Here is an 11882-nt window from a genome sequence, read left to right as displayed (position 1 = left end):
ATCAGGTCGCCCTGGCCGTGAGTGAATACCCGGAACCGCGCACCGTCGTGATGGTGATGTCGGCGTTCACCGGATCAAGTTTGCGACGCAGGTACCGCACGTACTGATCGACGATCGTGGGATCGATGTGACGGGTGGTGCCCCAGACCTCCTGCAGGATGTCGTTTCGGGAGACCACCTCGCCCTGCCTCGAGACGAGGTAGCGCAGCAGCGAGAACTCCTTGGTACTGAGCGGCAAAGGCTTGTTCTCGACAGTGGCCCGAACGCTCGCGGTGTCGAGTGAGAGTGCGCCAAGACGCAGCACCGGCTTGGGGGTCGCGGCATCCCGTCGCACGAGAGCCCGGATGCGGGCGCTGAACTCCGCGAAGGCGAAGGGTTTGGTGAGGTAGTCGTCCGCGCCGGAGTCGAGGCCGAATACCCGGTCTTCGACCGCGTCCCGAGCCGTGATGAGCAACACCGGAAGCGTGCTTCCGTGCTGGCGGAGATGCCGGCACACCTCGAATCCGGTCATCTCCGGCATCATCACGTCGATCGCTGCCGCGGCGAATTCCGATCCGGCGGCGGCGATGAGCGCCTCCATGCCGTTGGTCACGAGGGTGATGTCGTAGCCCTCGCCGGTGAGACCCCTCACGATGAGAGCGCCCATGGCCTCGTCATCCTCCACGACGAGGATGCGGGTCGGGCCCGTGCCGGTGAGGCCGGGTAGCGCGGGGTTAGACAACGCCGGTGGTACCGAGCAGCGCACCGATCGTGAAGGTCGCGATGAGGGCGAGAGCGCCACCGATGACCACACGAGCCGCCGCGCGCACCCGACCGGCCCCGCCGAGGTTGGCGCTGACCAGCCCGGTTGCAGCAAGGGCGATCAACACGACGGTGAACGTGACGGGCACCCGCAACTGCTGGGGCGGGAGCAGGATCGCCAGCAGCGGGATGATGCCGCCGATGAGGAATGCCGCCGCCGAAGCGAAGGTGGCGTGCCAGGGACTGACCACGTCGTTCTGGTCGATGTTCAGCTCGATCGAGAGGTGTGCGGCGAGCGCATCGTGGGCGGTCAGCTCGGTGGCGACCGTGAGCGCGGTCTCCCGGCTGAGCCCCTTGGCCTGGTACAGGCCGGCGAGCTCGGCGAGCTCCTCGTCGGGGGTCTCCAGGAGCTCCCGACGCTCCTTCTCGATGAGCGCGTGCTCGCTGTCGCGCTGCCCACTCACCGACACGTATTCGCCGAGGGCCATCGAGATGGCGCCACCGACGAGAGCGGCGAGGCCGGCGGTGAGGATCGGCGCGGTCGCGGTGGTGGCTCCGGCGACACCGACGCCGATGGCCGCGACCGACACGATCCCGTCGTTGGCGCCGAGCACTCCGGCGCGCAGCCAGTTCAGTCTCTGCGCGACGCCGCCCATGTGCGGTTCGTCGATCTGTTGGTCGGGTGCGGTCTCGGAGCTCATAGGCTAATGGAACCCGTTTTCGCGACGGATTTCCACGTAGGACAGGCTCGCCTACCCCGCGCGCTCGCGCCGGGCATCCATCCGGAGACGCGCGGCCCGGTAGAGCACACCCACCCCGAGAACTGCGACACCGACGAGCGTGCCGAGGAGGGGAAGCGTCAGCACCAGCACGGCGCATCCCACCGCGCCCAGAACCTGCACGGCGCGGGGATAGCGTCGTTGCTGCCTCCCCTGGGTGAAGGCCGCCACGTTGGCGACCAGGTAGTACAGCAGCACCCCGAAGGAGGAGAATGCGATGGCGCCGCGCACATCCACGACGAGGATGATCAGGCACACCACGATCGCCAGCGCGACCTCAGCCCGATGCGGCACCCCGAATCGCGGATGCACCGCCGCCAGGCCGCGGGGCAGATCGCCCTCACGGGCCATCGCGAGGGCCGTGCGGCCGATGCCGGCGATGAGCCCGAGCAGGGCGCCGAGGGATGCCGCGGCCGCCCCGGCCACGACGACAGGACCGGCCCAGCCCCATCCGCTCGCCCGCACGACGGCTCCGAGGGGCGCTGCGGCATCGGAGAGCGCCGCGCTGCCGAGGGTTCCCAGCAGCACGACAGCCACCGTCGCGTACACCACCACCGTGATGGAGAGCGCGATCACGATCGCTCGCGGGATCGTGCGGGCCGGATCGCGCACCTCTTCCCCCATCGTCGCGATGCGCGCATAGCCGGCGAAGGCGAAGAAGAGCAACCCGGCGGACTGCAACACGCCGTACCAGCCGTGCGCGGAGAGATCCGCCATCGGGTCGAAGGCTGCGCGGGGAGCGACCGCTCCCGCGGCGACGACGATGACGAGCACCGCGAGCACGATCACCACGAGGATGCGGATGAGCGTCGCCGTGCGCGTGACACCCCGGTAGTTGACGGCCACAAGTGCGACCACCGCGGCGATGGCGACCGGTTTGCCCCAGGCCGAGGGAACCGCGTAGGCGGCGAAGGTAAGAGCCATGGCCGCACAACTGGCGGTCTTGCCGATCACGAAGCTCCAGCCCGCGACGAAGCCCCACCAGGGCCCGAGCTGTTCCCGGCCGTAGACGTAGGTGCCGCCAGAGGTGGGATAGGTCGCGGCGAGCTGTGCTGAGGAGGTCGCGTTGCAGAACGCCACGACCGCGGCGATGACCAGGCCCACGAGCAATCCGGCCCCCGCGGCCTTCGCAGCCGGGGTGAAGGCGGCGAAGATCCCCGCCCCGATCATCGATCCCAGCCCGATGTAGACCGCGTCGGCGAGCCCCAGGCGGCGGGACAGCGCGGGGGAGTTCACGGGAGATGTCACGCGCGAACTGTACGGCATCCGCGTAAACGGCCGGGAGGGCGGCTGTGGTGTAATCGACGAGCCCACTCACCCCTGGGACGACCGGATCGGAGCCGCGGTGACCCCCTTCGTCACGATCGTCGCCGTCGCGGTGCTCGCCGTCATCTCGCTCGCGGTGGTTCTGGCACTGCGGCTCGAGCACCCGTGGCTGCAGCCCTGGGCGGTGCTGCGCGCGGTCGTGCAACTCGGCATCCTCAGCGTGATCCTCGGTGGAGTGATCAGCAGCCGGTGGTTGGTTGCGGCATTCCTCGCCGTGATGGTGATCGCGGCCACCTGGGTGGTGTACCGAAGGCTGAAGGTGGATGCCCGGTTCCTGCTGCCCATCGCCGGCACCGTGATCGCGGCATCCGCGGTGCCCCTCGTGGTGGTGTTCGCGACCGGAGCCGTCGACTTCAGCCCGCGTTACCTGCTCGCCCTCGGCGGAATCGTGATCGGGAACACGATGACGGTCTGCACGCTGATGGGGCGCTCGCTCGGCGGGCTCTACCTCTCCCAGCGCGACGAGATGGAAGCCTGGCTCTCGATCGGTGCGACACCGCGGCGATCGGCGCTTCGGGCCGTGCGCTCCGCGGCCTCGACCGCGCTCATCCCCTCCACCGACCAGACGCGCACCACCGGCATCGTCACCCTGCCCGGCGCATTCGTCGGCGCCGTATTCGCGGGGGCATCCCCGATTCAGGCCGCGCAGTTTCAGATCGTCGTGCTCGCCGCGATCCTCGCGGCCGGAGCGCTGACCGCCGCGTCGTTCACGGGAGTGTTCGGTGCGCCGGAGGTGCTGCCTCTCGACGAACGCCCGCTCGGGGGGCGTCGTGCCCCGTCGGTGAGCCGCGCGCCCCGCTGAAGCGCTTCTCGGCGAGAGCGGGCCTCAGCCGAATCGGGCCTCAGCGGAATCGGGTCTTAGGTCCCTAGGCTCGCGTCGCCCGCGGGCGTGAAATGGTGACATGCAACCGATGAGCGGCACCGCACCGACCCAGCCTTCCCATTTCGTGGCCGACCCGGATGGGGCGCGCTACGAGTCCGACAGCCGGGCGGCGCACTCCGCCTCGGCCGTGCACCTGGCCGCACGCACGGGACGCATCGTCGTGGGGGTCGACGGCTCCGAAGCATCCATCCGCGCCCTGGCAAAGGCCGCAGACCTCGCGGAGGCGTTGAACACGGGACTCCAGGTCGTGACCACCTGGAGGTTCTTCACCGAATACAACGACATCGGGGTGACCGACTGGTCGCCAGAGAAAGACGCCACCGAGATCTTGGGGGAGGCGTGCCGCAGCCAATTCGGAGACGCCCTGCCCGAGTGGGTGACCACAAGCTCCGCGGAAGGAAGCCCGGCTCAGCGCCTCATCGACGCGAGTCAGGGCGCTGACATGCTGGTGGTCGGCAGCCGCGGGCATGGGGGAGTGGTGGGACTTCTCCTCGGTTCGGTGAGTTCGGCCTGCGCGGAGAAGGCGCACTGCGCCGTCCTTGTCGTCCACTGAGCGCACGCGGAGTGGGATGACCGGAGCGGCCGGGGTGTCAGCTCACGCCGAGCTGTGGAGCGCACCGATCGACCGCGTGCGAGCCATCGCGGCCGCTCCCCGCACAGAGCCTCCTCCGCCGCGAAGCCTGTCCTGGCCGGCACTCGCGCTGAGGCAATTCCTCTCCCCGGTCACGCTCATCCTCGTGATGGCGGCCGCGGTCGCCACTGCGGTGGGGGATGCCACGGACGGCATCATCATCGGCGTCATCGTGCTCGCGAGCGCCGGGCTCGGCTTCGCCCAAGAATTCCGCGCCTCTCGGGACGTGCGGATGCTCCTCGCCAGCGTCTCAACCACGGTGGATGTCGACCGCGGCGGTGAGATGCTCACCCTGGTGCTCGCGGACGTGCGGACGGGGGACGAACTTCAGCTCTCGGCCGGCGACATCGTGCCCGGCGACTGCCGGCTCGTCTCCGCGCAGAGCCTCGTCGTGGATGAATCCGCGCTCACCGGTGAGTCCGTTCCGGTGGACAAGTCCGCCGACACACCGCTCACCGCGGACACGCCCCTCGCCGCCCGCACCAACTGCCTGTTCCGCGGCACTCACGTGGTGAGCGGCACGGGTGTCGCCCTCGTGGTCTACACCGGTCGCGACACCGAATTCGGGGCGGTCGCCGCCCGACTGATGAAGCACCCGGCCCCCACGGCGTTCGAGCACGGCCTCAGCCGGTTCGGCATCCTGCTGCTCCAGGTGACCATCGCGCTCACGATCGCCGTCTTCGTGATCAATCTGGTGCTCGGCCGACCGATCCTGGATGCGCTGCTGTTCTCACTCGCCCTCGCCGTGGGGGTGACGCCCCAGATGCTGCCCGCCATAGTGTCGGTCAGCCTCTCGGCCGGGGCACGCGCCCTCTCCAGACACCACGTCATCGTCAAACGGCTCGACGTGATCGAGGATCTCGGCTCGCTCACCGTTCTCTGCACCGACAAGACGGGCACCCTCACGGGCGGGACCGTGGAGTTCTCGCAGGCTCTCGCCCCGGATGGCACGGCGGATGCCCGGCTCCTCGAACTCGGGGCACTCAACTCCCTGCTGCAGAAGGGCTACCGCAACCCCCTCGATGACGCCATCCTGCGGGTGCACCAGCCCGCGCCGGGGGAGTCGCTCGGCGAGGTGCCCTACGATTTCGCGCGCAAGCGGCTCTCGATCGGCGTGCAGATCGACGGGACGCCCACTCTGGTGACGAAGGGCTCGCTCGAGTCGGTGTTGGCGGCCTGCACCAGCATTCGGGGTGACCGCTCGCCCACCGCCTTCGAGCTCGTCCGCGACCGCTATCGCGCCCTGGGGGCCGACGGATTCCGTGCAATCGGCATCGCGACACGCCCACTCGACGCGGGGGAGCGGATCGGCGTCGCCTCGGAGGCTGCGCTCGACTTCGCGGGCATCCTCACGTTCCGCGACGACGTGAAAGACGACGTGAACCTCGAGATAGCGGATCTCTCGGGGCTCGGGGTACGGGTGGTCATGGTGAGCGGCGACAACCGTTTCGTCTCCCGGTCGGTGGCGTCTCGGATCGGGCTGCGCTCCGAGCTCGTCGTCACCGGGGCGGAGATCGACCGCATGAGTCCCGCTCGCCTGCGAAGGGCTGTCACCGAGTGCGACGTCTTCGCGGAAGTCGAACCCCGGCACAAGGAGGAGATCGTCGCGGCGCTGAAGGCCGGCCGGCGCACGGTCGGATTCCTCGGGGACGGCATCAACGACAGCTCGGCGCTTCACGCCGCGGATGTCGGCATCTCCGTCGACGAAGCCACCGATGTCGCGCGTGAGGCCGCCGCGATCGTGCTCACCGAGAAGAGCCTCGCCGTCGTCGCCGACGGAGTGCGACTCGGGCGTCGCACCTTCGCGAACACGCTCAAATACGTGCGCTTCGCCTCGAGCTCGAACTTCGGCAACGTGCTCAGCATGGTGATCGCATCCGCCGTGCTTCCCTTCCTGCCGATGCTGCCGGGGCAGATCCTGTTGCTCAACTTCCTCGCCGATCTGCCGAGCATGTTGCTCTCCCGCGACCGGGTGGATCCGGAGCGGCTCGAGCGACCGGGGAGCTGGAACCTTCGATCCGTGCGCCGCTTCATGATCGTCTTCGGCGCGCTCAGTACCCTGTTCGACCTGGCCACATTCGCGCTGCTGATCACGGTCTTCCACGCCTCCGAGTCGCTGTTCCAGAGCGGTTGGTTCATCGAGTCCGCGCTCACCCAGATGATCGTGCTCGTCACCCTGCGAACCCGGCGGGCCTTCTTCCGCAGCCGGCCGGATACCCTCTTCGGCGCGGCGGTGCTCGCGATCGCGCTGCTCACCCTCGTCATCCCGTTCCTCCCGTTGGCGGCCGCGATCGGCTTCACCGCCCCGCCGTTCGGGATGGTCGCGCTGCTCTTCGCCCTCGCGGCGGTCTACCTCGGCAGCCTCGAACTGGTAAAGAGGGCGCCGTGGTCGGGCTTCGATCGCGGGGCTGCTCGGTAGGGGGTTTCTCGCGGCAGGGGTGCCGGCGGGGTCCCCTCAGGTGTTCCCGTCTGGTGCTTGGGTCGCTCCCGGGGATCCCGTCGGGATCCTCGGTCCACTCAGCCGTCACAAACCGCTGTCTTTGCGCTCCCGGGGAGCAATTGGTGACGGCTGGACGGCCCACGCGTTCCCGTCGGGCGGCGGGGTGTCGCGTGGTTGGGGCTCACGTCGGGGTCCCCGGGCCGCTCAGCCGTCACAAACCGCTGTCTTTGCGCCGTTGAGGAGCACTTCGTGACGGATGAGCGGCCGAGGCGCTCTAGTCACGAGGTGGTGGTTCCGGATGGGCGGCCCAGACCCTCCCGTCGAGCGGTTGGGGCTCCCGTCGGGGTCTTCGGCCGCCCAGCCGTCACAAACGGCCATCTTTGCGCCCCGGGGGAGCTCTTGGTGACGGCTGGGCGGCCCGCGCGCTCGAGTCGCACGGCGAGGGCTCCCAACGGTCGGCCCGGGCGCTCCCGTCGCGAGGCCCCCCGTCGCGCTACCCGGGCCGCCGAACCGTCACTATGTGCAGGCTCCGCCTCACGAGGGAGCACTTAATGACGGCTGGGCGGCCCAGGCGCTCCCGGCGTGCGCACCACGAACTACGCCGAGCGACCTCCCCGGCTCAACCGTCACTAACTGCCGGCGTCACTCCGTGAAAAGAACTGACCCCTGCGCCCGAATACGACGGCGCGTGTCACTCACGGCAGCGCCGGTGCGCCGAGCCGCACCCGCCGCGTGACGAGGTCATCGGGCACCGGTGTGTGGGAGATCAGGATGACCGCGCGTGAGTCCTCCCCGTGCGGGTCGGAGGCGGCGGAGAGGATGTCGCGCATCAGCTCGGACGCGCGCCCGGGATCCACGTTGGCGGTCGGCTCGTCGAACACGATCACCGGGAAGTCCGCGAGCAGCGCGCGGGCGAGAGCGAGGCGCTGGGCCTGGCCTCCCGATACCAGCACTCCATCGTCGCCGACCCGGGCAGAGAGGCCGCCGCGCTCTCGCGTCCACTCGGCAACGCCCACCCGGGCGATCACGGCGAGGAGTTCGTCGTCGGTCGCCGTGTCGTGAGCGAAGAGGAGGTTCTGCCGGATGTCCTCGTCGAAGAGGTATGGCGATTGTTCGCAGAGTCCCACGATGCCGCGAACGACATCGGCGGAGAGCTCCCGCGCTTCGACCCCACCGATGCGGTAGCTGCCGCTGTAGCCGAGGAATCGAACGAGCACGTGCGCAAGCATCGTCTTGCCGGAGCCCGACGCGCCCTCGATCACGATGCGATCCCCGCGATCCACCCGGAGGTCCACGCCATCGAACGCCGCCGTTGCCTCGCCCGGCCAGCGGGCGCCGAGTCCGAAGAGTTCCATCGTCGACGACGACGGCAGGCGGTCGGCGCCCGGCCCGGTCAACTCGTCGGGGATCTCGACGGGGAGGGCGCTGGGCGTCGCATCCGCCACTCTCGCGGCACTCGCGCGCACCTGCCGGAAGGCACCGAGAGCCAGCGGCGCGCTCGCGACCACCTCGAAGACGGCGAGCGGTACCAGGGCGATCACCGTGAGAGCGGGACCTTGGAGTCCGTGTCCGAGCGCCGGAATGCCCACGAGCAGCGCCGCGACGGAGGCCAATGTCGCCAGCGCGGAGAGAATGGCGGATGTCGCACCGGCGCCTCCGGCCCGCGCGAGGGTCGCGATGCGCAGGCCGGTGTCGGCGGCCTCGACCCGCGTGATCCGCTCCGACACCGCGTCGTAGGCGACCAGCACGTCGAGGTTCGAGACGTAGTCGAGAAGCCGGTCGGAGAGCTCACCACGAAGCGGCGCGATCGAGCGTTCCGCCCGACCGGCGATAGCCGATTGGACGAGTGCCGCCGTGGCGAAGGCGAGCACGAGGGTGACGGCGAGGGTGACGCCGGCGGTCGGGAGCACGATGCTCACGCCGATCACGCTCAGCACCGCGGTCAGTAAGGTAACCACGAGGGGCTGCACGACTCGCAGGGGCAGATTCTGCAACTCGTCGACGTCACTCACCAGCCGGGTGACAAGGTCGCCCCGACCGGGACCTCCCGCATCACCCCTCAGCCCGTCAGGGGCGAGCGGCACCAGCCGCCGGTAGATGCCGATCCTCAGGGCGGAGAGCTGCCGGAACGCCGCATCGTGGCTGGTGAGGCGCTCCACGTAGCGGAAGGCTGCGCGCGACAGTGCGAAAGCACGAACGCCGACGATCGCTGCGCCGAGGAAGAGGATGGGGGGCTGTTCGGCGGCCCTCGTGATCAGCCAGGCCGAGGTCGCGAGCAGCCCCACCGAGCTGAGCGCCGAGACGAGGCCGAAGAAGACGCCCGGGGCGAAGCGGCGAAGCGGGGGCTGCGCGAGACGGAGAACGGCCGCCGTCGGAGAATCGGCGCGGGCGCGCAGCTCAGACATGCACGACCCCCAGTTCGATCAGATCATCCGCCGCGGCGATCACAGCGGGGCGATGACTCACCACGAGAACGGTGTACCCCTCATCGGCAAGCTGCCGAAGGCCCTCGAGCAGCGCGGCTTCGGCCCGCGGATCGAGGGCGGCGCTGGGCTCGTCGAATGCCACAACGGGGCAGTGGCGGGCCAGCGCCCGATACATCGCCCGCGCGGCGACGACCCGTTCGCCCTGCCCACCGGAGAGTCCGCCGCCGGTGACGGTCACCACCGTGCCGGGATCGAGCTCGGAAAGGGCGGCGAGCGTCAGGGCGCGGCGCACGAGCCGCAGATCCGGCGCCGAATCTCCGAGGGACACATTGCTGCTGATCGTCCCCTCGAGGAGAGGCGCACCCTGGCCGGCCCAGGCGGTGAGCGACCGCCGATCGGTTGCGAGAGTCGCATCACCGATCTCGATCTCGCCGTCGAAGGGCACGAAGCCCAGGAGGGCCGCAAGCAAGGTGGACTTGCCAGAGCCGCTCGGCCCGGCGAGCACCGTCATCCGGCCGGGGCGGATCACTGCGGAGAACCGATCGATGGCGGTCCGGCCCTCATAGCGCACGCTCACTTCCGCGAAACGCAGGTCGCGTCTCACGAGCGAAACAGTACCGCTGTGGATGGCGGGAGCCTCGGCGGTCATCGCCGCCGCGGCATCGAGGATGTCGAAGACGTCCTCCGCGGCGGCGACCCCGTCCGCTGCGGCGTGATAGTTCGCGCCGACCTGGCGCAGGGGGAGGAAGGCCTCCGGCGCCAGCAGCAACACGAAGAGACCGACCGACAGGGCAAGACTGCCGTCGACGAGCCGCAACCCCACCGACACCGCGACGAGGGCGACGGAGAGGCTGCCGATCAGCTCGAGCGCGAATCCGCTGAGGAATGACAGCCGCAGCACCTTCATCGTCTCGACCCGATAGTCCTCGGTCAGGGTGGCGATCCGGGCGGCCTGCCGATGTTGGCGCCCGAAGATCTTGAGGGTGGCGAGCCCTCCGACCACATCGAGGAACCGGCTCGACAGCCGAGCGAGCACGAGCCACTGGCGGCGTTGCACCGCCTGGGTGGCGAGGCCGATCAGGACCATGAAAACCGGGATCAGCGGCAGAGCGACGACCACGAGGATGCCGCTCAGCACGTCCTGCAGGAAGATCGCCACGATCACGAGCGGTGTCGCGATCGCGGTGAGCACGATCTGCGGGAGGAAGAGCGAGAAATAGCCGTCAAGGGCATCGAGGGCCGGTCCTGCGGTGGTCACGACATCGACCCGGTTGCGGGTGCCGAGCCAGCCGGGACCGAGCCGGGTGATCCCCGCCACGAGGCGACGACGCAACTGGCTCTTCACCGTGGCGGCACCGCGAGCCGCCGCCGCATCCATCGCCCACATCGTGCCGGCCCGAAGGACGCCGACGACTGCGAGAGAGAGGATGCCGGGCAGCAACTCCCCGAGAGACCGCCCCGCGATCGCCCCGACGATCGCCTGCGCCAGCAGCCAGCAGAACGCCAGGGTCGCCGCGGTGCGCACGATCCCCAGTGCGACTCCGACACCGAGAAAGGTGCGGGCCGCAGCCGCATAGCGCAGCAGCCGGGGATCGAGCGGACGCATCGGTTCAGCCGCCGAGCACGGATGCCGAGGTCGAGTCCAGAGGCTCTGCCTCGACCGGGATGGAGTCACGGGTGATGCGCTTGCGGAAGACCCAATACGTGTAGGCCTGGTAGGCCAGCACGAAGGGCAACACCGCGATGGCGACCCAGCTCATCACCGAGAGCGTGTACGGCGTGCTCGAGGCATTAGCGATGGTGAGGCTGTTGGCCACATCGTTGCTCGCGGGCATCACGTTCGGGAAGAGAGCAGCGAAGAGACTCGCGACCGCGATGGCGATGGTGCCGGCCATGAGTCCGAAAGCGTACCGTTCGCGGCCACGCAGATTGGCGAAGAACGAGCCGATCAACAGCACAGCGGCGAGCAACGCTAGCAGCCAGGAGGCGACCTGCCCGTGGGCGAGGTTGGTCCAGAGCAGGAACACCGCGGCGACGACGACAGTGATCGCCCCGGACCGCACCGCGAGCCTCTGGGCACGCAGCCGCAGGTCGCCGTCGGTCTTCAGCGACACGAACACCACGCCGTGGGTGAAGAAGAGCAGGAGCGTGGTGAGACCGCCGAGCAGCGCATACGGGTTCAGCAGGTCGAACAGGGTGCCCGTGTAGTTGTGCCCGGAATCGAGCGCGACGCCCTGCACGATGTTCGCGAAGGCGACACCCCACAGCAGGGCCGGCACGGCTGATCCGACCACGATCATTCCGTCGAACCACTTCTTCCAGCGCGACTCTGGCCGGTGGTGGCGGTATTCGAAGGAGACACCGCGCACGATCAGCGCGAGCAGGATGAGCAGGAGCGCGAGATAGAACCCGCTGAACAGGGTGGCGTACCACTCCGGAAATGCCGCGAAGAGGGAGGCGCCGGCCACGATCAGCCAGGTCTCGTTCATGTCCCAGACCGGACCGATCGTGTTGATCATCACACGGCGATCGATCTCGTCCCGGCCGAGGAACGGCAGTGCCATCCCCACCCCGAAGTCGAAGCCCTCGAGCACGAAGTAGCCGATGAAGAAGAATCCGACGATCCAGAACCACAGAATATTGAGATCCATCATTG

The 11882-nt window shown here is 69.1% G+C and carries 9 protein-coding genes; 3 read left to right on the top strand and 6 right to left on the bottom strand.

The genetic code is table 11. From position 1 onward, the window contains the following. Window position 1 precedes the first annotated feature (1 nt). Genes F1C58_RS07305 through F1C58_RS07295 form a run of 3 tightly spaced genes read right to left on the bottom strand, consistent with a single transcriptional unit; the run spans window position 2 to window position 2786 of the window. The gene (locus F1C58_RS07305) at window positions 2-721 is read right to left on the bottom strand and encodes a response regulator transcription factor (protein WP_255461333.1); all 720 of its coding nucleotides are present in this window, start codon (window positions 719-721) and stop codon (window positions 2-4) included. Then, complete coding sequence (locus F1C58_RS07300) at window positions 714-1442, bottom strand: VIT family protein (RefSeq protein WP_185203749.1); 729 nt, start codon at window positions 1440-1442, stop codon at window positions 714-716. The genes F1C58_RS07305 and F1C58_RS07300 overlap by 8 nt, the downstream gene beginning before the upstream one ends. Window positions 1443-1493: 51 nt before the next feature. Next, window positions 1494-2786 (bottom strand): APC family permease, encoded by a 1293-nt coding sequence (locus F1C58_RS07295; protein ID WP_185203748.1) that lies wholly within the window; start codon window positions 2784-2786, stop codon window positions 1494-1496. Between the two features lie 79 nt (window positions 2787-2865). On the opposite strand from F1C58_RS07295, the gene F1C58_RS07290 reads away from it, so the two are divergent. The 3 genes from F1C58_RS07290 to mgtA all read left to right on the top strand — a co-directional run bounded on the left by F1C58_RS07290 (window position 2866) and on the right by mgtA (window position 6779). Continuing rightward, entirely contained in the window at window positions 2866-3648 is a 783-nt protein-coding gene (locus F1C58_RS07290) for an ABC transporter permease (RefSeq protein ID WP_255461332.1), read from the top strand. A 109-nt stretch (window positions 3649-3757) separates the two neighbouring features. Beyond that, a complete protein-coding gene (locus tag F1C58_RS07285; RefSeq protein ID WP_185203747.1) occupies window positions 3758-4282 on the top strand; it encodes a universal stress protein in 525 nt (174 codons plus the stop codon). Between the two features lie 16 nt (window positions 4283-4298). Further along, on the top strand, window positions 4299-6779 hold the full coding sequence (gene mgtA / locus F1C58_RS07280; RefSeq protein ID WP_185203746.1) for a magnesium-translocating P-type ATPase: 2481 nt from the start codon (window positions 4299-4301) through the stop codon (window positions 6777-6779). A 716-nt stretch (window positions 6780-7495) separates the two neighbouring features. Here mgtA and cydC read toward each other — a convergent pair. The 3 genes from cydC to cydB are packed head-to-tail and all read right to left on the bottom strand — an operon-like array spanning window position 7496 to window position 11877. Continuing rightward, window positions 7496-9205 carry a thiol reductant ABC exporter subunit CydC gene (gene cydC, locus F1C58_RS07275; protein ID WP_185203745.1) on the bottom strand — a complete coding sequence of 570 codons (1710 nt, stop codon included), beginning with the start codon at window positions 9203-9205 and terminating at the stop codon, window positions 7496-7498. Next, entirely contained in the window at window positions 9198-10832 is a 1635-nt protein-coding gene (gene cydD / locus F1C58_RS07270; protein WP_185203744.1) for a thiol reductant ABC exporter subunit CydD, read from the bottom strand. Before cydD ends, cydC begins: the two co-directional genes overlap by 8 nt. A gap of 4 nt (window positions 10833-10836) precedes the next feature. Continuing rightward, window positions 10837-11877 (bottom strand): cytochrome d ubiquinol oxidase subunit II, encoded by a 1041-nt coding sequence (gene cydB / locus F1C58_RS07265; protein WP_185203743.1) that lies wholly within the window; start codon window positions 11875-11877, stop codon window positions 10837-10839. Between the last annotated feature and the right edge of the window lie 5 nt (window positions 11878-11882).

Origin of the sequence: Glaciihabitans sp. INWT7 (assembly GCF_014217685.1) — a bacterium.
Classification (GTDB): domain Bacteria; phylum Actinomycetota; class Actinomycetes; order Actinomycetales; family Microbacteriaceae; genus Lacisediminihabitans.
This window is presented reverse-complemented; position numbering and strand designations above follow the sequence as displayed.

Excerpts from the sequence above, each read along its gene's own strand:
- F1C58_RS07300 (WP_185203749.1), bottom strand. The coding sequence starts at position 1,442 with ATGAGCTCCGAGACCGCACCCGACCAACAGATCGACGAACCGCACATG.
- F1C58_RS07295 (WP_185203748.1), bottom strand. The coding sequence starts at position 2,786 with ATGCCGTACAGTTCGCGCGTGACATCTCCCGTGAACTCCCCCGCGCTG.
- F1C58_RS07285 (WP_185203747.1), top strand. The coding sequence starts at position 3,758 with ATGAGCGGCACCGCACCGACCCAGCCTTCCCATTTCGTGGCCGACCCG.
- mgtA (WP_185203746.1), top strand. The coding sequence starts at position 4,299 with ATGACCGGAGCGGCCGGGGTGTCAGCTCACGCCGAGCTGTGGAGCGCA.
- cydC (WP_185203745.1), bottom strand. The coding sequence starts at position 9,205 with ATGTCTGAGCTGCGCGCCCGCGCCGATTCTCCGACGGCGGCCGTTCTC.
- cydD (WP_185203744.1), bottom strand. The coding sequence starts at position 10,832 with ATGCGTCCGCTCGATCCCCGGCTGCTGCGCTATGCGGCTGCGGCCCGC.
- cydB (WP_185203743.1), bottom strand. The coding sequence starts at position 11,877 with ATGGATCTCAATATTCTGTGGTTCTGGATCGTCGGATTCTTCTTCATC.